We start from the raw sequence: 21,546 nt of genomic DNA on the forward strand, positions 1-21,546 counted from the left end.
CCATCAAATGCAATCAAAAGTTGTATTCATCGAGCTGTGCAAGAGAGCCTTCGGGCTTCATCGTTAAAGGTGCATCGCAGGGACTGTGCCCCGTCGCGGCTGCTCGGCGACATCGACGCCGCGCCGACGCTCTCGCCCATCAGCGCCGCCTTCGATCGGCCCGGCGGTGTCGTGCCATCCCCAAGGTCGCCCGTGCCACGCCGCCGGATCGGTCCGCCGCGATCACCAGGCCGCCTGTAACCCTACGGAGAAGACCTGGGCGATCGCGCCGGGACGGACCTCGCCGGTGTAGCTAGCCGACAGCGAGACGCCGGGCGCCACCGCGCCGAACAGGATCGCGCCCAGCACCGCGCCGTCCCGCGCCAGCGCGCTCGTGCGTGTCGAGAACGGCACCCCGAACAGGCGCGAGCGCACGATTGCGGCGGTGTCGGCCAACTCATGCGCCCAGTAGGCCCGGGCTTCGAAGCGCAGGCCCGCGGTCTCGTCCATCGCCAGGCTGGCGAGACGCCCGCCCGCCAGGATCCGCGCGCCGTCGAGCGCCGCTGTGGTGAAGGCCTGCTCGGCCAGCCCGCCGCGCTCGACCACCCGGCCCCGGGTCAGTCGGTCGTAGCTCAGGCCCAGCTCCGGCACGATGTCCACCGGCAGCCCGGTGTCGATCGCGTAGCCAGCAAAGCCAGACAGGCTGATGTCGGCGCCGGCGGGCGCGCCGCTGGCCCGCACCAGGGCCGAGCCCAGGGTCACCGTCCGGTTGACCCGCCCGTCGGCATAGGCGCCCCCGGCCGTGCCGCGCAGCACGACCGCGCCCAACCGGGTGGTGCCGTAGACCGTGCCGCCGTAGCTGTCGGCGCTGAACATCCCGAGCCCGATGCCCGTCCCACCGTTCCGGGACGCGCCGGTCTCGCGCAAGTAGCTGAACACGCCGCCGACCAGCGTGTCGCGCTGAACCTGACGGTCGACGCCGAGCAGCAGCCCGCCGGCCTCGAGATTCGCACCGCCGGCGGCACGGTCGCCCGCGCGCGCGCCGAATCCGTAGAGCGCGTCGGCCCAGATCCGGCCCTCGCCGGCGGCCAGCGGCTGGTCGGGCGCCCCGGCGCCGCCGCGCAGGTCGAGCGCGGTGCGGTTCGGCCCGAGACCGGGGCCGCCGGCGCTGAAGCTGCCGCCGCCGCCGCCGAGCGTCAGGTGCCGGTCGATCGTGGCGGTGGGGAGCCGGCGCGCCGGCAGGTCCGTCATCACCGCATCGCCGTAGCTCTGGCCCGACAGGCTCGCGAGCTCGCCTGCCAGGGTTCCCGGGGCGGCGGCGTAGAGCGGGTCGAACACCCGCGCCCGGGCAGCGTCCGGTCTTGTGCCGGCTTGTGGCCGGGCGCGGTCGAGGGCGGCGCCCACCATCCGGGCATTGCCGGTCTGGGCCAGGCCCAGGGGCGCGAGGGTGCCGTAGGCGGCGGGCGTCACCACCAGGTCGAGGCCGGTCGCACCGTAGAGCGCGTCGAAGCGCGTGGCGGCGGGGAGGCCGGCGGCCGGCTGGGCCAGGCCGCTGAACGAGCCGGTCAGTCCGGCCTGCGCCACCAGCACGGAGAAGCGCTGGCCGAGCCCCGCGGTGAAGCCGTTGCCGGCGTTGCCGGTGATCCCGCGCAGGACCGGCACCAGGGTGCCGTTGGCCGAAACCGTGCCGCTCGGGCCGAGAGCCAGCAGGCGGGCATAGGTGCCCGCCCCGGCGCCGGTGCCGGTCCCGTCGATGTCGAGCCCGAACACGCTGCCGGGGGCGAAGCGCACCGGGCCGACCACGGTGAGGGTGCCGGGCGAATTGCCCGGCCGCAGGGCGCCGGCCACATCGACCGGGGCGGCGATCGTGCCGGTGCCGCGCAGGGTCCCGGCCGACGCCACCGTGACGGGCGAGGTCCAGACGCCGTTGAGCGACAGGGTGCCATGCTGGATCGTGGTCGGGCCGGAGAAGCGGCCGGTGCCCGTGAGGTTGAGCGTGCCGGTGCCGACCTTGGTCAGCGTCGTGGGGCTGCCGCCGTCCACGATGGCACCGGCATAGGTCGACGAGGCGGGGCCGCCGACGGTGAGCTGGCCGTTGCCCAGCACGGCCGTGCCCGAGCCGGACAGGCTCGCGATGCTGAAGGCGCCGCCGCCGAGGTCGAGCGAGCCGGTGGTGGCGAGCGCGGTGATCCCGGCGATCGGGCCGGTGAACAGCAGGGCGCCGGTGTTGGTCAGGGCCCCGTTGAGCCGGCCGGACAGGCGGGCGGTGCCGGTGTTGGACACGGGCCCGTTCAGGGTGCCGTCGCTAACCAGCAGCCCGGCATTGCCGATCTCGGCGGCCGAGAGGCTCGCCCCGGAGGCGACCGCGACCGTGCCGGCATTGCCGAGCGCACCGGCCAGGCCGTAGGCGCCGCTGGAGGCCACGGTCAGGGTGGCACCGGCGGCGTTGGCGAAGGCGCCGTCGCTGGCAACCGTGCCGGTGACGGTGAAGGTGCCGGCCGCGTTCCGGATCGCGCCATCGACCCGGCCGGTGCTGGCGACCAGGGTCCCGGTGTTGGTCACGCCGCCCGAGAGCGTGCCGCTGGTGCTCAGGGTGCCGTTGTTGATCACGCCCCCGCCGATCGTACCGGTGTTGGCGGTGTAGCCGGTATTGGACAGCCCGCCGGAGAGGCTGCCGCTAGAGGCCAGCGTCCCGGCGTTGCTCACGCCGCCCGCGATGGTGCCGGTGTTGGCCGTGTAGCCGGCGTTCGCCAGCCCGCCGGAGATCGCTCCGCTGCTGGCGAGGATGCCGGCATTGATCACGCCGCCCGAGATGGTGCCGCTGTTTGACGTGTATCCGGCATTGGCGAGACCTCCCGAGAGCGTGCCGCTGGTGGCCAGGATACCTGCATTGATCACGCCGCCCGCGAGGGTGCCGGTGCTGGCGGTGTAGCCGACATTGACCAGGCCGCCCGAGGCGGTGCCGGCGTTCACGAAGCTTCCGGCCGTGCCGACGGTGATCGGCGCCACGAGACGGCCGGTCGCCGTCAGCGCCAGCGTGCCGCCCGTCACGAGGGTGCTGCCCGTGTAGGTGTTGGCCGCCGACAGGCTGGCGGTGCCGAGGCCGGTCTTGATGAGCGAACCCGGCTCGGTCCCGTCCGCGATCACCCCCGCGAAGCTCGAGGTCCCGGTATCGATCTGCAGCGTGCCGGTGCCGTTGAGGGTCACCGGCCGGGCGGTGGCGAAGCCGTCGGCCAGGACCTCCAGGGTGCCGCCGCCGAAGGCGAGCCCGCCGGTCGCTGCGCCGAGGTTGCGATCGGCCAGGACGCCGAGGACGCCGCCGTTGATGGTGGTGCCGCCGGCGTAGCTGTTGGTGCCGGTAAGATCGAGGATGCCGGCCCCGGTCTTGATCAGGCCGCCGGGTCCGGAGATGTCGTTGGCGAAGCGGCCGTAATAGCCCTTTGTGTCGACTGTCCAGGTGGAGGTGAATTGGCCCGGCCCGTCGATCGCCTTGCCGAGGTTGAGCAGGCCCCAGCCGTAGATATAGGCCGGCCCGATCGGGGTGGCGGTGGTGAACATCGTCTGGGCGATCTGCGGCGCCGTCAGGAACGGGAAGACCTGACGCAGGACCGCGGCCGCGCCTGCGACGTGCGGCGTCGCCATCGACGTGCCGCTCTTGACACCGTAGCCGCCCGGCACGGTCGAGAGGATGCTGAACCCCGGCGCGGCGATGCACCAGGCAGCGGTGACGCCGCACCAATTGCTGAACCACGCAATCTTGTTGTTCTTATCGGTCGCGACAACGGAAACGATCGAGCCGGCGACACCTGAAAAGTCGATTTCGCTCTGGTCGATCGGGCGACCCGCATTGTCGTAGAACTGGTAGACGTCACTGTCAGCGTTGCGGGGACGAATATAGGGGTAGAGAGCTGCCCCGCTCGGGTTCACGGAGATGACGGGCTGATCACGGCGATCGTTGCCGGCCGCGAACACGAGCAGCATGTCGCTGTCGGCCGCCCGCTTGATCGCGTCGTACTCGCCTTTCGTTGCTTCGAGTCTGTATTGCTGGACTTGAAGTTCTTCGTAATTCGGATTGGGAATCCGATTTCCCTGGCTGTCTTCAATATAAAGTTGGGGCAGCGTAGGCCCATAGCTGCCGTTGAAGATCCTCGCGCCCTGCCGGGTCGCGTGGTCGATGGCCCCGGGGCCATCCGTGCTGAGGCCCGGTATGGTCTTCCATGCGCTGTCCGGCGGTAGCGTGTAGAGGGTCAGAATCGTGCTGTCGTAAGCGACGCCCATGGTGCCGACGCCGTTTCGGGCTGCGCCGATCGTGCCTGACACGTGCGTGCCGTGACCAACCGCATCCTGAATGAAGCCCGGATCGATGGCGATGCCGGGAGCCGAGAAGAAGTTTCGCGATGCGGACGAAATGCGGCCAGCGAATTCCGGGTGCCCTCGATCGATGCCGGTATCGTAGACCGCCACCAGCACCCCAGCGCCGGTGAAGCCACGCGCATAGGCGGTCGCGGCGTTGATCTGGGCGAGGCCCCAATCGGCCCGGTACTCGGGCGTGTCGAAATCCGCTGCCGTCAGGCCCAGGAAGGAGGGGGGGCGTCTCACGACGCTCTGCGCCGCCGCCGGCGCCAGAGAGGCGGTCAGCGCGGCGAGGGAGCAGCCGAGCAGGAGCCCGCGTCGGGCCCAACCGCGCCGATCTCCGGTACGGAACGATCTCGGGCAATGTTCGCCCACCGCACGCATGTCGTGCGCCAGATCGCGCTGGTTCGGCATCAGCAAGGCCCCGTCATCCTCGGATCAAAGCGCAGTGCGCGATGTAGGCGGATGCACCTTTTGCAGACTATGCCGTCCCGGCCACAGGATGCGGCGCAGGCGCGATTTGGCACTTCCTTCACCCCTTTTGGGACATACTGCATGAAGCGGGGCCGCACGATGAGCGCTCTCGATCCGGAGCGACCGGCGGGGGAGACCATCCAGCGGTCCTGCCGAGTTGTGTCGATGCGAATCGATATTATTGGGCGTATTCATTCGATTGCTTGCGATGTCGACTATCGAAGGACTGTCGTCGATCGAAAGAATCGGGATCATTGCGGATCCGATACGATGAGATATTACAGCGCCGCCGCCCTCAAAGCCTCTGCCGAACAGCAGCCGGGTCCTGCCACCGCCACGGCGTCCGCTGCCGACGCGGAGGCATCTCGTCCGCGTGAAGCGGAGCCCGAGCCGCCCGCCACCGGCATCGCCTGCCTGCGCTTCGAGCCGCCCGCGGATCCGGACGCGCTGGGCCGGGCCTGGCAGGCGCACCTGGCGCCGGTCTTCGCAGTGAGCTTCGGGCCGGAGACCGACCTCACCGTCCCGATCGCGATGCGCAGCTATCACCTCGGCGAGTTGCTCGTCGGCGACGTGATCGCGCCGGCCCATATCCTCGAACGGTCGCCGGAGATGATCCGTCAGCAGGGGCTCGATCACATCCTGCTGCAGTTCTACCGGCGCGGCCGCAGCCTCGTCGAGACGGACCATGCCGCCGGGCCGGTCAGCGAGGTCCAGTGCATCGTGTTCGATCTGGCGCAGCCCGTGCGCATCGTGGCGGGTGCCGTCGATGCCACGAATGTCCTGATCCCCCGCGCTCTGCTGGAGAAGCAGGGCTGCCGCCCGGACGCCCTGCACGGCCGTCCCCTGGATCACGATGGCGACCCGTTCGGGCGCCTGGTCCACAATTTCGTCGCCAACGTCGTGGCCTGCGGCGACCGGCTGGACCGGCGCGAAGCCCTGGCGGCGGCGTCCGCGATCACCCATCTCTGCGCGACCTGGCTGCGCGGCCGGGAAGCGGGGAGTTCCCCTCAGCACCAGGACGTGCGGATCCGGGTCCGCCGGTTCATCGAGGCGGAACTCGGCAATCCGAAGCTCTCGCCGGCGCTGATCGCCACGCGGCTCGGCCTGTCTCGCTCGACCCTGTACCGCCTGTTCGCGCCGAACGGCATCGTCAGCTACATCCGCGACCGCCGCCTGATGCATGCGATGCGGATGCTCATCCGGGACGAAGCGCATCCGGCGCGCATCGCGCGGATCGCCTACGCGGTCGGCTTCTTAGATGAGCGCACCTTCCGGCGGGCCTTCAAGCGCCGGTTCGGCTTCATCCCGAGCGACGCCGCGCAGCGCCTCGGCCCGGGAAGCAGCGCCGAATCCCTGTCGGTCCTGCAGAGCTGGATCGAGAGCCTCTGAACCCGGCCTGCCGCCCGGATGGGCGAACCGCTCACGAAAGCCCGTCGTCGCGGCGTGCGGCACAGCCGTGTCGCACCCTTGGGGTGTGAGGCCCGACGATCCCGGATCCGGATCAGCGTCCCTCCGGCTTGTCGCAGCGACAGAACCGCGCCATCGCCGGTGCGGGACTGCGTATCCCGCTGCCGCAGAAGGCCGACCCGGGGAGCTCGTCGCCGCGTTCATCCGTGGGTTGCGAAATCCAATGCTGCGCCGCTTGGAAGAACGGGCATAAGGCTTGCCCATCGCAGTTCCGGACGCCGGGCAGAGTCACGAGGCCGAGGATGGAATTCAGACACGATGCGGTCTACGCCTCGCGGCGTTCGCCGGTCTTCGCCCGCAATCTCGTCGCCACCTCGCAGCCCCTTGCCACGCAGGCCGGGCTGAGGATGCTGCAGCTGGGCGGGAACGCCCTCGACGCGGCGCTGGCCGCGGCGATCGCGCTGACCGTGGTCGAGCCCACCGGCAACGGCATCGGGTCGGACGCCTTCTGCATCCTCTGGCACGAGGGCCAGCTGCACGGGCTCAACGCGTCCGGGCGCGCGCCGGCCGGCTGGACGCCGGAGCGCTTTGCCCATCACAGCGCGTTTCCGCATCGTGGCTGGGACACCGTCACGGTGCCGGGTGCGGTCTCCGCCTGGGTGGAGCTGTCGCGGCGGTTCGGACAATTGCCGTTCGCGCGCCTGTTCGAGCCGGCCATCGGTTACGCGGAAGAGGGCTTCCTGGTCTCGCCGGTCATCGCCGAGCTGTGGCGGCGCGGCGCGGCGGAGCTGAAGACGCAGCCCGGCTTCGCGGCGACCTTCATGCCCGACGGGCGGACGCCGGCCGCCGGCGAGCTGTTCCGGGCCCCCGGCCATGCCCGCACGCTCCGCCTCATCGCCGAGACGCAAGGCGAGGCCTTCTACCGGGGCGAGCTGGCGCACCGGATCGCGGACTTCGCCCGCCAGCACGGTGCCGCCCTCGACGAGGGCGACCTGGCGGAGCACAGCACGGATTGGTGCGGCACCATCCGGCAGGATTTCGGCGGCGCGAGCCTGCACGAGATCCCGCCGAACGGGCAGGGCATCGCGGCCCTGATGGCGCTGGGGATCCTGCGCTCGACCGGCCTCGCGGACCTGCCGGTGGACAGCCCGGATGCGCTCCATCTCCAGATCGAGGCGATGAAGCTCGCCTTCGCGGATGTCTACGCCTACGCGGCCGACCTGCGCTACATGACCAAGGTCACCCACGACCATCTCTTGGACCCGGCCTATCTCGCCGCCCGGGCGGCCCTGATCGACCGCCGACGCGCACAGGTCTTCGGAGCGGGCGCGCCGAACGAGGGCGGGACGGTGTGCCTCGCCACCGGCGACGCCGGCGGCATGATGGTCTCCTACATCCAGTCGAACTATTCGGGCTTCGGCTCCGGGGTGGTGGTGCCGGGGACGGGCATCAGCCTGCAGAACCGTGGCTACGGCTTCACCCTGGCCGAGGGCCATCCCAACCAGGTCGGCCCGCGCAAGCGCCCGTTCAACACGATCATCCCGGGCTTCGTCATGCAGGACGGGGCGCCGCTGATGGCCTTCGGCTTCATGGGCGGCCCCATCCAGGCGCAGGGCCACGTGCAGGTGCTCGTGCGGACCCAGCTCTGGGGGCAGGACCCGCAGACCGCCGTCGACGCGCCCCGCTGGCGCCACGTCGCCGGATTGCAGGTCGCGGTCGAGACCGCGTTCCCCGCCGCGGTGCTGGGCGACCTGGAGGCGCGGGGCCACGAGCTCGTGCGCGAGCCGCCGGATTCCGCCTTCGGCTTCGGCGGCGCGCAGCTCGTGCGCCGGATCGACGGCGGCTACGTGGGCGGCTCCGATCCCCGCAAGGACGGCCACGCGGGCGGTTTCTAGGGCGCCCGCCACCGGAATCGCTACCGGTCCGGCGCAAGCGAGCGCGGTGGATCCCAGACACATCGCGGCGCTCGAGGATTACATTCATCATGTCAGCACCGGACGCGGCCGTCAGTCCGACACCCTCCCGCGGCGCGTCGCAGATGTACAAGGCGGTGATCGCCTCCTCGATCGGCAACGCCCTCGAGTTCTACGATCTCACGCTGTACCTGTACTTCGCGGTGACGATCTCGAAGCTGTTCTTCCCGACCAGCAACCCGACCACCTCGCTGCTGCTGGCGCTCGGCAGCTTCGGCATCTCCTACCTGATGCGCCCGCTGGGCGCGATCGTGCTCGGCCTCTACGCCGACAGGGTCGGGCGCAAGCCCGCGCTGATGCTGTCGATCGTGCTGATGATGGTCGGCACCTTCATGATGGTGGTGATGCCGTCCTACGAGTCGATCGGCATCCTGGCCTCGATCGGCGTGCTCGCCGCGCGGCTGATCCAGGGCTTTTCCGTCGGCGGCGAGTTCGGCGCCTCGACCGCCTTCATGGTCGAGCACGGTCCGGCGCGGAAGGGGTTCTTCGCGAGCTTCCAGTTCGCCAGCCAGGGCCTGGCCAGCGTGATGGCGGCCCTGTCCGGGGTCATCCTGAGCGCCACGCTCAGCCCGGACCAGATCGGCTCCTGGGGGTGGCGCCTGCCGTTCGCGTTCGGATTGCTGATCGGTCCCGTTGGCCTCTACATCCGGCGCAACATCGAAGAGACCCCCGAATTCGAGGCCTCGGCGGACGAGGAGACGACACGCTCGCCCGTGCGCGACCTGTTCGTGCAGCAATGGCTGAACATGCTGCTGGCGACCGGGCTCGTGGCGACCTCCACGGCCCTGAACTACATGATCAGCTACACGCCGACCTACGCCGTCAACCAGCTCGGCCTGCCCTCCTGGATCGGCTTCGTCGCCTCCTTCGTCGGGGCCGTCATGCTGATGACGGTGGCGCCGCTGGTCGGGCACTGGTCGGACACGGTCGGACGGACGCCGATCATGCGAGCCGTGGTGATCGGCGTCTTCGTGCTGATGTTTCCGGCCTTCGCGCTGCTGATCAGCTATCCGGTGCTGCTCGTGATCGTCCCCGTGCTCGCGCTGATCGGCGCCCTCAAGGCGAGCTACAGCGCGGCCTTGCCGGCGCTCATGGCCGAGATCTTTCCGACGCGCACGCGCAGCACCGGCATGAACATCAGCTACAATGTCGGCGTGACGCTGTTCGGCGGCTTCGCGCCGTTCTGGATCGAGAGCCTGATCGCGATCACCCACACGGCGCTCGCCCCCAGCTTCTTCCTGATGTTCGCGGCGAGCGTCAGCCTCGTCTGCATCGTCCTGGTCCGGCGGAAATTCGGATTGCGCTGACGGCCGCCGGGGCCTCCCGGTCCGCAGCGGGCATCGTCGGTCGGTGCGCCGGGCGCCGCCGACAACCGGCCCTGCGCGATCCGTCTCGGAGCGTTTCGGTCAGCGCGGCCGCGAGCGCCGCGTCGAATCCGAGATGCGGATCCAGGGCCGCGTCTTGCCGGTGATGCCGTGCCCCGAACCCGATCGCGCCCGCCGCCATGAGGGCCGGGCCGGCGAGGTCGATCGGTATGCGCCGGGGGCGGCGCCGGAAAGCGGATCGCCCGCGCGAGGCCGGCATCCACGATCGGCCGGAGGCGCTGTCGGGGTCGGCCGCGACGCCGCGATGTCTCCAGCCGATGCAGCGGCCGCCTCACGGGCGTGACGCGGGCGAGCGGTATCGTCAGCCGGCGCAATGAATGCGCACTGTGAGCAATTCTATTGACCTGTTGCGCGTAATGCGCGCATTTGAACACGGTCACGAAGTTCATCGCGGCTCAATACGCTAAAATCCCGCAGCCAAGCGCGGGAATTGCGCGCTATGCGCAGGGAGGGAACAGAGATGCAGATCCCGATCAAGCGGGCGATCGAGCGCGTGCCCGGCGGCATGATGGTCGTCCCCCTGCTCACGGGCGCGCTCATCGCGACCTTCTTCCCCGGCACCCCGAAATTCTTCGGGTCGTTCACGGGCGCCCTGTTCTCGGGGGCGCTGACGATCCTGGCGGTGTTCTACGTCTGCATGGGGGCGAGCATCGACTTCCGCGCCACCCCCTACATCGTCAAGAAGGGCGGCACGCTGCTGATCGTGAAGATCGGGATCGCCCTGATCCTGGGGCTCGTCTTCGGCCGGGTCCTCGGCGAGGCGCCGGTGGCGGCCGGAATGTTTGCCGGGCTGTCCACCCTGGCCGTGGTCGCCAGCATGAACGACACCAACGGCGGCCTCTACATGGCGCTGATGGGCCAGTACGGGCGCCCGCGCGATGTCGGCGCCTACACGGTCATGTCGCTGGAGAGCGGCCCGTTTCTCACGATGGTGACGCTGGGCGTCGCCGGCCTCTCGGCCTTTCCCTGGCAGACCCTGGTGGGCGCCGTCCTGCCGCTCCTCGTCGGCATGATCATCGGCAATCTCGACCGCGAGATGCGCGCCTTCCTGAGCCGCGCGATCCCGGTGATGATCCCGTTCTTCGCCTTCGCGCTGGGCGCGGGCCTCGATCTCACCAAGGTGTGGCAGGCCGGCCTGCTCGGCCTCGCCATGGGCGTCGCGGTCGTGGTCTTCACCGGAATCCCGCTGTTCCTCGCCGATCGCCTGACCGGCGGCACCGGCGTCGCGGGGGTCGCCGCGGCGTCCACCGCCGGCAACGCCGCGGCCGTCCCGGCGATCGTCGCCGCTGCGAACCCGGCCTATGCCGACGCGGCCGGTCCCGCGACGATCTTGGTCGCCGCCTGCGTCGTCGTCACGGCGATCCTGGTCCCGATCGTCACCGCCTGGACGGCCAAGATGGTCGGCCGCGGCGCGGACGAGGCGGAGATGTCCGAGGACGCACCCGTCGTGCCCGTGCCGGTCAGCCGCGCCTGAGATGGACGCGCGCTGGCTCATCCTCGCCGACGATCTGACCGGCGCCGCGGATTGCGCGATCGCGTTCCGGCGACGCGGCCGCAGCGCCGCCGTGACCTGGGGCGCGGCGGTCCCGGACCCGTCGATCCCGGTCCTCTCCTACGATGCCGACAGCCGCGCCCGCGCCGCGGAGGCGGCCGCGCAGCGTCATGCGGCCTTGCTGGAGCGGCTGCACGATCCGGAGCGGCGCCTGTTCAAGAAGATCGACTCGACCCTGCGCGGCCAGCCCGCGGCCGAGAGCGCCGCGACGCTGGCGCATCTGCGTGCCCGCTCCGGCCGGGCCTTCGGCGTGCTGGCGCCGGCTTTCCCCGGGACCGGCCGGACCACGGTGGACGGCCGGATGCGGGTCGGCGGTCGCCCGCTGGAGGAGGCGGAGGTCTGGCGGCGCGATCACACCTATGCCAGCGCCGTGCTCGGCGCGATGCTGGCCTCGGCCGGGATCCGGTCCAGATCGCTCACCCTGCCGACGGTGCGCGGCGGTCGCCTCGCCGACGCGCTGGCGGAGGTGGCGGCCGGTCCCGAGGCGGTCGCCGTCTGCGATGCCGAGACCGATGACGATCTGCGCCGCATCGCCGAGGCGGGCCTCGCCGCGACGCCCTGGGCCGTGTTCATCGGCAGCGCCGGCTTGGCGCATGCGCTCGCGGCCTCCGGCTCGACGGCTGCCCTTGAGCCGGTTCGGATCGCACCGGACCGGCGCGGCTCGCTCCTCGTCGTCGGTTCGCTGGCCGAAGTCTCGCGCGCGGGCGCCAGGCGTCTCCTCACCGATGGCGCCGTGGTACATCTGCCGGTGGCGCCCGAGACCCTGCTCGCGGCGGACGGTCCGTCGCATCTGGCGACGCCCATCGCGGCGCGGCTGGCCGCCGGCCAGGACGTCCTGGTCGAGATCCTGCTGGCGGGCGAGCCCGACATGCGCCTCGGCCCCCGGCTCGCGCAGGCGCTCGCCGATGCGCTGGCCCCGATCGCCGGGCAGATCGGGGCGCTGGCGGCCACGGGCGGCGAGACCGCGGCCGCCCTGTTGACGCGCTTCGATATCCACGGGATCCAGCTCGCCGACGAGATCGAGCCGGGCGTCTCGCTCGGCCTCACCCTGGGTCGGCTCTCGATCCCCATCGCCACGAAGGCGGGGGCGTTCGGCGATGCCGACAGCCTCACGCGCATCCGTGACCGCCTGCGCCGCGCGCGAACCGAAGGAAACCTCTCATGATCCGTCCGACCATCGCCATCACCATGGGCGATCCCGCCGGCGTCGGGCCGGAGATCATCATGAAGGCGCTGGCCCACCCGGAGGTCCACGCGCTCTGCCGGCCGCTGGTGATCGGCGATGCCGGGCGCCTGCGGCAGGCGGGACGCATCGTCGGGGCCACGATCGGTGTCGATTCGCTCGCCGACGCGGGCGCGGCGGCGTTCGGCGCCGGAGCGGTCCAGTGCGTCGACCTGAAATGCGTCCCCGACGACCTGCCGTTCGGACGCGTGTCGCCGATCGCCGGCGAGACCGCCTATCGCTGCATCGCGGCGGCGGTGGAGATCGTGCAGGCGGGACAGGCTCAAGGGATCTGCACCGCGCCGCTCTCGAAGGAGGCGCTGCACGCGGCCGGCCACAAGTTTCCCGGCCATACCGAGATGCTCGCGCACCTCACCGGGACGCCGGAAGTGTCGATGATGCTGGTCTCGCCCAAGCTCCGGGTGATCCACGTCACGACCCATATCGGCCTGATCGACGCGATCGCGCGGATCGAGCCCGGTCTCGTCGAGCGGGTCATCGCCCGCGGGCACGCCGTGCTGGTGAAGGCCGGCATCGCCGATCCGAAGATCGGCGTCTGCGCCATCAATCCGCATGCGGGCGAGAACGGCCTGTTCGGCCATGGCGAGGAGGCGGAGAAGATCACGCCGGCCATCGAGGCCTGCCGGGCCAAGGGCTGGGACGTGCGCGGGCCGCTGCCCGCCGACACGCTGTTCTTCCTCGCCGGGCGGGGCGACTACGACATGGTGGTCGCCATGTACCACGATCAGGGTCACGGACCGATCAAGGTGCTGGGCCTCGAAGCCGGGGTGAACATCACCGTCGGCCTCCCGGTGATCCGCACCTCCGTCGACCACGGGACGGCCTTCGACATCGCCGGCACGGGCGTTGCGGACGAGCGCAGCCTCATCGAGGCGCTCCGCCAGGCGGTCGAGCTGGCCCCGAAGCCGGCAGCCGCCTGACGGGCGCGCTCGTATCGGTGGGAGGATCCTCTGTCGCGGATCGGCAAAGCGGGTACGGCGCTGCGCGGGCGTGAGCGCCGGGCGCGGCTGCTGGAGGCGCTCGGGCTCGGCGAGATCGACGTGGACGATCTCGCGCGCCGGTTCGGCGTCTCCGCCTCCACCGTCCGGCGCGACCTCCAGCACCTCTCCGACACCAAGGCGGTGCGACGGACCTATGGCGGCGCGATCCTGGCCGCCCCCTCGGCCGAGACGACGCTCGACCAGAGGCTGGCGGTCAACGGCCCCGAGAAGCAGGCGATCGCCCGCGCGGCGCTCGCGCTCATCACGGACGGCGAGACCCTGATCCTCGATGCCGGCTCCACCGTGACGGCCTTCGGGCGCCTCCTGCTCGACCGGCGCCTGCGCATCATCACGAACAACCTCGCCCTGCTGCCCCTTCTCGCCCGCGCCCCGGAGATCGACCTCGTCGTGCTCGGCGGCAGCGTGCGGACGACCAGCATGGGCACGGTCGGCCCGCTGGCGGTCGAGGCGCTCCGCCGGATGACGGCGGACCGCGCGGTGATGAGCGCCGACGGCGTGGTCGCCGGACGCGGCCTGTGCGAGGCGAGCCTCGATCAGGTCGCGCTCAAATCCGCAATGATCGCGCAGGCGCAGGATACCGTTGTCCTGGCCGACGCGGGCAAGCTCGGGCGCGCCGAGCAGCGGGCCTGGGCACCGTTGCCGCCGCGCTGGACCCTGGTGACCGATGCGGCGGCCTCGCAGGACCAGCGGCAGCACTTGGCTGCGGACGGTGCCAGCTTGGTGGTGGCCGACACCCTGCGGTAGACGCCTGGCCGCGCCGAAGCCGCCAAGCATCGGCCTCGGTCAGGCGACCCGCTGCGCGGGCGAGGCCAGACCCAGCTCGGCGCGGAACAGCGCCTCCATCTCGCGCCGGATGCGGATCGCCTGGTGGCTCGTATCGTAGGCCACGTCGCTCCAGCGGACCGCCCGGCCGGCAGGGACGTCGTGGCTCAGCACGAGGTTGTGCGCGAGCCCGATCGGCAGCGCGTCCTGCGCCAGGGACTCGGCCGTCGGCATCAGCTTGCCGTAGACCGTGAAGCCGCCCTCGCCGTCGAGGCGCTCCCCGGCTTTCAGGGCGCGCTTGGCGGTGGCGGCCACGTCGCCGCGCCAGGCGCCCGAGGCGGCCGTCGCCTCGCCCCGGACTGCGATCGAGGCGACCGAGATTCCGAGCTCGAGGCCGATCAGGTGGTACGGCTTGTAGGTGGCGGCGTAGCGGCCGGTGTCGTCGGTCTTCAGCCCGTATTGCGCGAAGCACTCCTGCACGTAGCGGCTCGGCGCCGCGAACACGGCGAAGACGCCCCAGCGCAGGTCGCGGAAGACTGGGCGCCCGTCCCGCTCAAGGGAGGACACCACCTCGACGGTGCCGCCCTCGGTCAGGATGCCGCCATCCGCCACCGGCCGCAGGACCATCGGCAGGTCGTCGACGCCGCAGGCCGGGAAGGCCAGGCCGTCGCGTGGCGGGGTCAGGTCACAGGCATTGGCCACCGCGGCCATCTCCAGGGCCGACTTGGTGCCGTCCAGGAAGGAGTTGAACATCTGCGGATTGAAGTCGCCGCCCGCGACCTGCTCGGCGCTGAAGCCGTAATGGCCCCAGACCGTGTCGGGGGTGGAGGCGTGATAGGCCGGCAGGTACTTCGTCCCCTTGCCGGCGCAGACCACCTCCAGCCCGATCGTGCGCGCCCAGTCGACCAGTTCGGCGATGAGCGCCGGCTGGTCGCCGGAGGCCATGGAGTAGATCACCCCGGCCTCGGCGGCGCGGCGGGCGAGCAGCGGTCCGGCCAGCACGTCGGCCTCGACGTTGACCATGACGATGTGCTTGGCGTGCGCGCAGGCCTTGAGGGCGTGGTGGATGCCGGCGGCCGGGCTGCCGGTCGCGTCGATCACGATGTCCCCGAACGGGCTGGCGATCAGGGCGTCGGCATCGTCGGTGACGCAGGTCGCGCCGGTCCGTGCGGCCTCTTCCAGGCTGGGGGCCGCGAACCGGGCCTCGTCCCAGCCCACCCGGCGCAGCGCCTGGCGTGCCCGGTCGGGTGAGAGGTCGGCCAAGGCGGTCAGGTGGATGCCGGGCGTCCGGGGCGCCTGCGACAGGTACATGGAGCCGAACTTGCCGGCGCCGATCAGGCCCACGCGGACCGGGCGCCCCTCCTCGGCGCGACGCTGCAGCTTGGCGAACATCGACATGGCGCTCTCCCGGCGTGTCGCGCGGTCGGTCGGACGTCCGGGTCCGTGCCCGCCGCGTATGCATGGTCTTGCCGGTTCGGCATTATCATGCGTTTCAGCGCCTGCCCATGCGGCGACGGCCGCGCTCTGCGACCGGCGGGACTCGCCTTAGCCCGCGGCCCGGCTCTCCTGTTCGCGATCCAGAAGCCAGCGGCGGAAGGCCCGGATCTTCTCCAGGTCCCGATCCCGCTCGCGGTAGCAGATGAAGTGGAGATCCCGGTACAGGCTCGCGAGGCGGCCTGCGCCGAGCCGCACGAGCTGCCCGGCGCCGAGCTCCTGCTGGGCGAATCGCAGGCTCTCCAGCGCGACCCCGAGCCCCTGGATCGCGGCCGCGATCACCAGGGAGCCGCGGTCGAAGGCCGGCCCGGAGGCCGCGGCGGGGGCCGGACAGCCGTTATGCGCGAACCAGTCCGGCCAGCGCACGGGGCTGAACGACGAATCCAGCCGGGTGAAGCCCTGGATGGTGGCGGGCTCGATCGGCCCGATGGACCGGGCAAGGTCCGGCGTGCACAGGGCCGCGATCTCCTCGGGGCCCAGGGACTCGACCGCCAGGCCGGGCCCGCGCGGCGGACGGCCATAGGCGATCAGGATATCGATCTCCTCGTGCCGGCCGAGGTCGATCGGATCGGCATTGCTCGAGAGGCGGATGCCGATATCGGGATGCGCCTCCACGAAGGCATGCAGCCGCGGACCGAGCCATTTGGCGGCGAAGCTCGGGGTGCAATGCACGGCGAGCGAGGAGGGCGGCGGCGGGCTCAATTCCGCGCAGAGCGCCTCGATCGCGTCGAAGGCCTGTCCGAGGCCCGCGCACAGGCGCTCGCCGTCCGCGGTCAGCGTCGCCTGGCGGTTGGCGCGCCGGAACAGGGCACGCCCGAGGGTACGTTCGAGCGCGCGGATCTGGTGGCTCACCGCCGAGGGCGTGAGATGCAGCTCCTCGCTCGCCCGGGCGAAGCTGCCGAGGCGCGCGGCCGCCTCGAAGGCCCGCAGGGCGGGAAAGCTCGGTATCCGGCGCATGCACCAATCCGTGAATTGGATTCACGAAAACAGTGAAAAATCGTCGTTTGTCAACGCCGCGACGGGGCACGATAGTGCCGGACACGCCGCGTAGACGGCTCTGATACCAATAATGTCCGGGGAGTTAACGCCATGGCCCAGGGGGTGATGACCCTCGTCGAGCCCAGTATCGACGAGACGACGCGGGTCTACCGCAAGGTCACATGGCGGCTCGTGCCATTCCTGTTCGCCTGCTACGTCGCGGCCTATCTCGACCGCGTCAATGTCGGCTTCGCCAAGCTGCAGATGCTCAGCGATTTGCAGTTCAGCGAGACGGTCTACGGCCTCGGCGCCGGGATCTTCTTCATCGGCTACTTCCTGTTCGAGGTGCCGAGCAACATGATCCTGCACAAGGTCGGCGCCCGGATCTGGATCGCCCGGGTGATGCTGAGCTGGGCGGTCATCTCGGCGGCGATGATGTTCGTGACGTCGCCGACCTGGTTCTACGTGCTGCGGTTCCTGCTTGGCGTCGCCGAGGCCGGGCTGTTTCCAGGCGTCATCCTGTACCTGACCTATTGGTACCCGTCCGAGCGGCGCGGCGGCATCATCGCGCTGTTCATGACCGGCATCCCGATCGCCGGCCTGGTCGGCGGCCCCGTATCCGGCTGGATCATGAACGCCTTCTCCGGCGCGGGCGGCCTCGCGGGCTGGCAGTGGCTGTTCCTGATCGAGGCGCTGCCGTCCTTCATCCTGGGGTTCTGCGTCCTGGCCTATCTGGACGACGGCATCGCGAAGGCGACGTGGCTGACCGCCGACGAGAAGGCGCTTCTGGCCCGCAACGTCGCCGCCGACGGCGCCTCCGTGGCCGCGCATCGCTTCCGCGACGGCTTCACCAGCGGTTGGGTCTGGCTGCTCTGCGGGATCTACTTCTTCTTCATCATGGGTCTCTACGGCGTCGGATTCTGGCTGCCGACCTTGATCAAGGGCGCGGGGGTCGCCGATCCCCTGCAGATCGGGTTCCTGACGATGCTGCCCTACGGCGCCGCGGCGGTGGCGATGATCACGGTCGGGCGCCTGTCCGATGCGGCCCGGGAGCGGCGCTGGCACATCGTGGTGCCCGGGCTCATCGGGGCGGTGGGCTGGCTGGTCAGCATCCGGTTCAGCACGGATCTGGTCATCGCCGAAGCCGCGCTCACCGTGGCGACCATCGGCGTGCTCGTGACGCTCGCTCAATTCTGGTGCCTGCCGACCGCCATCCTGGCGGGGGCGGCCGCCGCCACCGGCATCGCGGTGATCAACTCGGTCGGCAACCTCGCCGGCTTCGTGAGCCCCTACCTGATCGGCTGGATCATCGACACCACCAAGTCCACGAGCCTCGGCGTCTACACGCTGGCCAGCTGTCTGGCGATCGGCAGCCTCCTCGCGCTGACGATGCCCAAGCGCCTGGTCAACCGCTGAGCCCTCTCACCCCTCCCTCACCCTGACGAAAGGATCCGTCATGCTGGACGACCATGCCCACGACAGCGACATCGCCATCGACCTGCCCAACGACAGCGCGGGCCGCAAGCGGACCTCGATCTACCAGCCCGAGCAGGCGGGCCTGATCTTCCCGGAGATCCCCCAGTTCGCCAACCACGCCGAAGAGCGCGCATACCGCAAGCAGCATCTCGTGGCCGCCTGCCGCGCCTTCGCGATGCACGGCTTCGATTACGGCTTCGCCGGTCACCTGACGATCCGCGATCCCGAGCGTCCGGAGCTGTACTGGACCAACCCGATGTGCGTGCACTTCTCGCAGGTGCGCATGTCGAACCTGATCCTCGCCGACCACAAGGGCGACGTGGTCGAGGGGCGCTACGCGATCAACCGCGCCGGCTTCGTGCTCCACGCCGCCGTGCACGACGAGCATCCCGACGTCATGGCGATGTGCCACGCGCACACGACCTACGGCACCGCCTGGTGCGCGACCGGCCGGCCGCTGGACATGATCAGCCAGGACGCGGCCGCCTTCTACAACAGCCACGCGGTGATCGGCGCCTCGGCCGGCGCCGTGGCGGTGGAGAAGGCGAGCGGCCTCTCGGTGGCCCAGCAGATCGGCCGCAACCGCGGCGTGCTGCATCAGAACCACGGCCTGCTCACCTGCAGCCGCCACAGCATCGATGACGCGGCGTTCTGGTTCATCGCCCTGGAACGGGCCTGCAAGCAGCAGCTCCTGGTCGAGGCGACCGGCATCAAGCCGCAGCTCCTGTCGGAGAAGACCGCCCGCTACAGCCGCGAGCATGTCGGCAGCGACTATATCGGCTGGCTGCACTTCCAGACGCTCTACAGCCACATCGCCGCGACCCAGCCCGACATGTTCGAATAAGGCCGGCGCCGGCCCGGTACCGGTCGCGAACGCATCGCCTCTGCGCGAAGGGCCGGCCGCACGGTCGGCCCTTCTGCTGTCGGCGCCCGATTTGCTTGTCGACAACCTGCGCGGTCGGCAACCTTTCCGGCTTGAAACGTGTCGTCCTCCCGTCGCGGGGCGTCGGAGAGGCCGTCATGATGGGTTTGGGTGTGTTCTGTGTGGTCGCCGGCACCAGCCTGGCCGCCGCATCCCTGTGGGCGCCCCGGTACCGCGCCCTCCTGGAAGGGATGGGCGGCTGCCTGTTCCTGGCGGGGCTGGGCTGCGCCGGTGCGGATCTGGCGCTGGCGTCCTGATCCGCGCCGATCGGCCGGAACGATCCAGCGGGTTTTCGCGGGGCGGGGTTGCCAAGCTTGACCATATAGGCCAGCCTGTACGTAAGTAATGCGTCCCAATTGGAGCCGCCCCGGAGTGCCAATGCTGGTCAATCACACGCGCCGCTTGCTCAATAAGGCGGCCGAATCCGGCGATTATCAGATTTCCATCCAGCGGAAGCCGAACGCGTCCTGGCCCGCCGATCACAGCCGGCTCACCGCCCTCGAAAGCGTCGGCCATCTGGAGCGGGTCGGTCACGGCGACGAATGCGCGATCTGGCAGATCACCTCCGCCGGCCTGACCCAGCTTCACACCTTCGCCGCGGGAGGCGTATGATGGCCTCGATCAAGATCCGCGCGACCGATGACGGCACCTTCGTGGTCTATCGCAACGGCGCGGCCGTGGCCTCCGGGCTGACCCGCCATCAGGCTGAGCGCTGCGCGACGGTCCTGGGCTGGATTGCCCCGCATTCCTGAGCGGGTATCGATCGCAAGGAATCGTTAACCCTGTCGATCTACCCAGACTGCACCAGCCGATCGCTGGCCTTCCACGCCCATCCGATTTCGCCCCTCAACACGGGTGGGCGTGGAAGCCGAAGCGATCCCCGCCAGTCCGCCTCAGAGCGCCCGCGCGTAGCCGGGCCGCAGGTCGATGGCCTGGGCGGTGGCCTGGGATAGGCGCACCTCGGTCAGCGTGACCTCGGCGCCGTCCTTCACGGCCTCCTTGACGATCTGAACGCCGCTGTCGGGATTGTCCGCGATCACCGCGTAGAACACCGTCAGCAGGCAGTCCGGGGCGTCCTCGTCCCGGCGCGCGACCTTCACGATGAAGGCGGTTTGGTTCGGCTCGATCATGGCAGACGTCGTATTCCGTTCCTGACGTGGAGTGATAACCCGAGGGTCAGGCCGCGGTGAGGCGCTTGGTGTTGAACGCGACGTGTTCGCGGTAGCGGGCGATCACCGTCTCGGGGGAGCCGCCCGTCATCAGCGTCGTCATGGCCTCGCCGGCGGCCTGCATCTTCTCCGTGACCATGGATTGCGCCTCGGCCATCCCCTCGCTGCCGCCCCAGGCGAGGCGGACCAGGCGCAGTTCGACAACGCGCTGGGCCTCGATCGCCAGCATCATCCAGGAGAAGAAGGGATTGTACACGGCACACTCCGAACCGCGGCAGATGCGGCGGGGATTAAACTCGGCGGTCGTCCGGAACGATCCACCGGCGACGCGCGGGCCGCGGCGGCGTTCCGGGCCGGCCTGCCTCTTGGCATAGGAACGCGCTCAGATCACCCGCGCGCGAGCCGCTCGCGGATGAGCGCGTGGAGCGCACGGAGATCGCTGCCGAACTGCCGGATGCCTTCGGCGAGCTTCTCGGTCGCCATGGCGCTCTCGTTCATCTCCCAGCGGAACGAGAACTCGTCGGTCGCCGGTACCTCGGGCGCCTCGCCGTAGGAGTCGGGCGACAGGGCGCGGGGGAGGCGGCCCTCCGTCGCGGCGAGCTCTTCCAGGAGCTTGGGCGAGATGGTGAGCCGGTCGCAGCCGGCAAGCGCCTGGATCTGGCCGATGGTGCGGAACGAGGCGCCCATCACGACGGTCTTGATCCCGCGCGCCTTGTAGGCGGCGTAGATCGCCCGCACCGACTGGACGCCCGGATCCTCGGCGCCCGAAAACGTCTTGCCCTCGGCCTTGGCGTACCAGTCGGTGATCCGGCCGACGAAGGGCGAGATCAGGAACACGCCGGCATCCGCACAGGCCATGGCCTGGACCAGGGAGAACAGCAGGGTCAGGTTGCAGTCCACGCCCTCGCGCTGGAGCACGCGGGCGGCCTGGATGCCCTCCCAGGTCGAGGCGATCTTGATCAGCACCCGGTCGCGCGACACGCCGCGCTCGTCGTAGGCGCGGACGATCGCCCGGGCCTTCTCCAGCGTCCGGTCGGTGTTGAACGACAGGTTGGCGTCGACCTCGGTGGAGACGCGGCCCGGCACCAGCTTGGTCAGCTCGTAGCCCACCGACACGGCGAGCCTGTCGGCCACCGCCTGGACGACATCCTCGGTCTCGCCGCCCTGCGTCTTGCCCCAGGCCACCGCCTCGTCGACGATCGGGGCGAGACCCTCCATGCTGGCCGCCTTCAGAAGCAGCGACGGATTGGTGGTGCAATCGACCGGCTTCAGCTTCTCGATGGCGCCGATGTCGCCGGTATCGGCGACCACCACGGTCATGGCGCGGAGTTGATCGAGCAGCGATGTCATGGCGTACCTCGTAGATTGGCCCTTGGTC

General features: G+C 70.4%; 18 protein-coding genes. 12 read left to right on the top strand and 6 right to left on the bottom strand.

What is annotated here, in order from left to right:
• Positions 1 to 222: 222 nt before the first annotated feature.
• Positions 223 to 4,746 (bottom strand): S8 family serine peptidase, encoded by a 4,524-nt coding sequence (locus AO398_RS09310; protein WP_058191831.1) that lies wholly within the window; start codon positions 4,744 to 4,746, stop codon positions 223 to 225.
• Between the two features lie 330 nt (positions 4,747 to 5,076).
• Between AO398_RS09310 and AO398_RS09315 the strand changes: the two genes are divergently transcribed.
• The 7 genes from AO398_RS09315 to AO398_RS09345 all read left to right on the top strand — a co-directional run bounded on the left by AO398_RS09315 (position 5,077) and on the right by AO398_RS09345 (position 14,111).
• Positions 5,077 to 6,195, top strand: coding sequence for a helix-turn-helix domain-containing protein (locus AO398_RS09315; RefSeq protein ID WP_082643212.1), 1,119 nt, complete (start codon positions 5,077 to 5,079; stop codon positions 6,193 to 6,195).
• A gap of 320 nt (positions 6,196 to 6,515) precedes the next feature.
• Positions 6,516 to 8,108, top strand: coding sequence for a gamma-glutamyltransferase family protein (locus AO398_RS09320; protein ID WP_058191764.1), 1,593 nt, complete (start codon positions 6,516 to 6,518; stop codon positions 8,106 to 8,108).
• An 89-nt stretch (positions 8,109 to 8,197) separates the two neighbouring features.
• Positions 8,198 to 9,493 carry an MFS transporter gene (locus tag AO398_RS09325; protein ID WP_058191765.1) on the top strand — a complete coding sequence of 432 codons (1,296 nt, stop codon included), beginning with the start codon at positions 8,198 to 8,200 and terminating at the stop codon, positions 9,491 to 9,493.
• Between the two features lie 538 nt (positions 9,494 to 10,031).
• Entirely contained in the window at positions 10,032 to 11,045 is a 1,014-nt protein-coding gene (locus AO398_RS09330) for a 2-keto-3-deoxygluconate permease (protein ID WP_058191766.1), read from the top strand.
• A gap of 1 nt (position 11,046) precedes the next feature.
• Positions 11,047 to 12,288 carry a four-carbon acid sugar kinase family protein gene (locus tag AO398_RS09335; protein ID WP_058191767.1) on the top strand — a complete coding sequence of 414 codons (1,242 nt, stop codon included), beginning with the start codon at positions 11,047 to 11,049 and terminating at the stop codon, positions 12,286 to 12,288.
• Positions 12,285 to 13,286 carry a 4-hydroxythreonine-4-phosphate dehydrogenase PdxA gene (pdxA, locus tag AO398_RS09340; protein WP_058191768.1) on the top strand — a complete coding sequence of 334 codons (1,002 nt, stop codon included), beginning with the start codon at positions 12,285 to 12,287 and terminating at the stop codon, positions 13,284 to 13,286. The genes AO398_RS09335 and pdxA overlap by 4 nt, the downstream gene beginning before the upstream one ends.
• A 90-nt stretch (positions 13,287 to 13,376) precedes the next feature.
• The gene (locus AO398_RS09345; protein ID WP_348272354.1) at positions 13,377 to 14,111 is read left to right on the top strand and encodes a DeoR/GlpR family DNA-binding transcription regulator; all 735 of its coding nucleotides are present in this window, start codon (positions 13,377 to 13,379) and stop codon (positions 14,109 to 14,111) included.
• A gap of 39 nt (positions 14,112 to 14,150) precedes the next feature.
• On the opposite strand, the gene AO398_RS09350 is transcribed toward AO398_RS09345, so the two are convergent.
• Positions 14,151 to 15,527: an SAF domain-containing protein gene (locus tag AO398_RS09350; protein ID WP_058191770.1), complete on the bottom strand. Its 1,377-nt coding sequence runs from the start codon at positions 15,525 to 15,527 to the stop codon at positions 14,151 to 14,153.
• A 147-nt stretch (positions 15,528 to 15,674) separates the two neighbouring features.
• Positions 15,675 to 16,580: a LysR substrate-binding domain-containing protein gene (locus tag AO398_RS09355; RefSeq protein ID WP_058191771.1), complete on the bottom strand. Its 906-nt coding sequence runs from the start codon at positions 16,578 to 16,580 to the stop codon at positions 15,675 to 15,677.
• A 132-nt stretch (positions 16,581 to 16,712) separates the two neighbouring features.
• Here AO398_RS09355 and AO398_RS09360 point away from each other — a divergent pair, with 132 nt between their 5' ends.
• The 5 genes from AO398_RS09360 to AO398_RS29015 all read left to right on the top strand — a co-directional run bounded on the left by AO398_RS09360 (position 16,713) and on the right by AO398_RS29015 (position 19,751).
• Positions 16,713 to 18,017 (top strand): MFS transporter, encoded by a 1,305-nt coding sequence (locus tag AO398_RS09360; protein WP_058191772.1) that lies wholly within the window; start codon positions 16,713 to 16,715, stop codon positions 18,015 to 18,017.
• A 40-nt stretch (positions 18,018 to 18,057) separates the two neighbouring features.
• A complete protein-coding gene (locus AO398_RS09365) occupies positions 18,058 to 18,921 on the top strand; it encodes a class II aldolase/adducin family protein (RefSeq protein WP_058191773.1) in 864 nt (287 codons plus the stop codon).
• Positions 18,922 to 19,097: 176 nt separating this feature from the next.
• A complete protein-coding gene (locus AO398_RS29010; protein ID WP_201025735.1) occupies positions 19,098 to 19,256 on the top strand; it encodes a hypothetical protein in 159 nt (52 codons plus the stop codon).
• A 121-nt stretch (positions 19,257 to 19,377) separates the two neighbouring features.
• Positions 19,378 to 19,611 (top strand): hypothetical protein, encoded by a 234-nt coding sequence (locus tag AO398_RS09370; protein WP_058191774.1) that lies wholly within the window; start codon positions 19,378 to 19,380, stop codon positions 19,609 to 19,611.
• Complete coding sequence (locus AO398_RS29015) at positions 19,611 to 19,751, top strand: hypothetical protein (protein WP_201025736.1); 141 nt, start codon at positions 19,611 to 19,613, stop codon at positions 19,749 to 19,751. The genes AO398_RS09370 and AO398_RS29015 overlap by 1 nt, the downstream gene beginning before the upstream one ends.
• A gap of 141 nt (positions 19,752 to 19,892) precedes the next feature.
• Here the strand turns inward: AO398_RS29015 and AO398_RS09375 are convergent, their stop codons facing one another.
• The 3 genes from AO398_RS09375 to tal form a co-directional block, all read right to left on the bottom strand.
• Entirely contained in the window at positions 19,893 to 20,129 is a 237-nt protein-coding gene (locus AO398_RS09375; protein WP_058191775.1) for a hypothetical protein, read from the bottom strand.
• 46 nt (positions 20,130 to 20,175) lie between these two features.
• Positions 20,176 to 20,424 carry a hypothetical protein gene (locus AO398_RS09380; RefSeq protein WP_058191776.1) on the bottom strand — a complete coding sequence of 83 codons (249 nt, stop codon included), beginning with the start codon at positions 20,422 to 20,424 and terminating at the stop codon, positions 20,176 to 20,178.
• Between the two features lie 131 nt (positions 20,425 to 20,555).
• Complete coding sequence (gene tal, locus AO398_RS09385; RefSeq protein WP_058191777.1) at positions 20,556 to 21,518, bottom strand: transaldolase; 963 nt, start codon at positions 21,516 to 21,518, stop codon at positions 20,556 to 20,558.
• Between the last annotated feature and the right edge of the window lie 28 nt (positions 21,519 to 21,546).

It is taken from the genome of Methylobacterium sp. GXS13 (assembly GCF_001455965.1).
GTDB lineage: Bacteria > Pseudomonadota > Alphaproteobacteria > Rhizobiales > Beijerinckiaceae > Methylobacterium.

Excerpts from the sequence above, each read along its gene's own strand:
- AO398_RS09310 (WP_058191831.1), bottom strand. The coding sequence starts at position 4,746 with ATGCCGAACCAGCGCGATCTGGCGCACGACATGCGTGCGGTGGGCGAA.
- AO398_RS09315 (WP_082643212.1), top strand. The coding sequence starts at position 5,077 with ATGAGATATTACAGCGCCGCCGCCCTCAAAGCCTCTGCCGAACAGCAG.
- AO398_RS09320 (WP_058191764.1), top strand. The coding sequence starts at position 6,516 with ATGGAATTCAGACACGATGCGGTCTACGCCTCGCGGCGTTCGCCGGTC.
- AO398_RS09325 (WP_058191765.1), top strand. The coding sequence starts at position 8,198 with ATGTCAGCACCGGACGCGGCCGTCAGTCCGACACCCTCCCGCGGCGCG.
- AO398_RS09330 (WP_058191766.1), top strand. The coding sequence starts at position 10,032 with ATGCAGATCCCGATCAAGCGGGCGATCGAGCGCGTGCCCGGCGGCATG.
- AO398_RS09335 (WP_058191767.1), top strand. The coding sequence starts at position 11,047 with ATGGACGCGCGCTGGCTCATCCTCGCCGACGATCTGACCGGCGCCGCG.
- pdxA (WP_058191768.1), top strand. The coding sequence starts at position 12,285 with ATGATCCGTCCGACCATCGCCATCACCATGGGCGATCCCGCCGGCGTC.
- AO398_RS09350 (WP_058191770.1), bottom strand. The coding sequence starts at position 15,527 with ATGTCGATGTTCGCCAAGCTGCAGCGTCGCGCCGAGGAGGGGCGCCCG.
- AO398_RS09355 (WP_058191771.1), bottom strand. The coding sequence starts at position 16,580 with ATGCGCCGGATACCGAGCTTTCCCGCCCTGCGGGCCTTCGAGGCGGCC.
- AO398_RS09360 (WP_058191772.1), top strand. The coding sequence starts at position 16,713 with ATGGCCCAGGGGGTGATGACCCTCGTCGAGCCCAGTATCGACGAGACG.
- AO398_RS09365 (WP_058191773.1), top strand. The coding sequence starts at position 18,058 with ATGCTGGACGACCATGCCCACGACAGCGACATCGCCATCGACCTGCCC.
- AO398_RS29010 (WP_201025735.1), top strand. The coding sequence starts at position 19,098 with ATGATGGGTTTGGGTGTGTTCTGTGTGGTCGCCGGCACCAGCCTGGCC.
- AO398_RS09370 (WP_058191774.1), top strand. The coding sequence starts at position 19,378 with ATGCTGGTCAATCACACGCGCCGCTTGCTCAATAAGGCGGCCGAATCC.
- AO398_RS29015 (WP_201025736.1), top strand. The coding sequence starts at position 19,611 with ATGGCCTCGATCAAGATCCGCGCGACCGATGACGGCACCTTCGTGGTC.
- AO398_RS09375 (WP_058191775.1), bottom strand. The coding sequence starts at position 20,129 with ATGATCGAGCCGAACCAAACCGCCTTCATCGTGAAGGTCGCGCGCCGG.
- tal (WP_058191777.1), bottom strand. The coding sequence starts at position 21,518 with ATGACATCGCTGCTCGATCAACTCCGCGCCATGACCGTGGTGGTCGCC.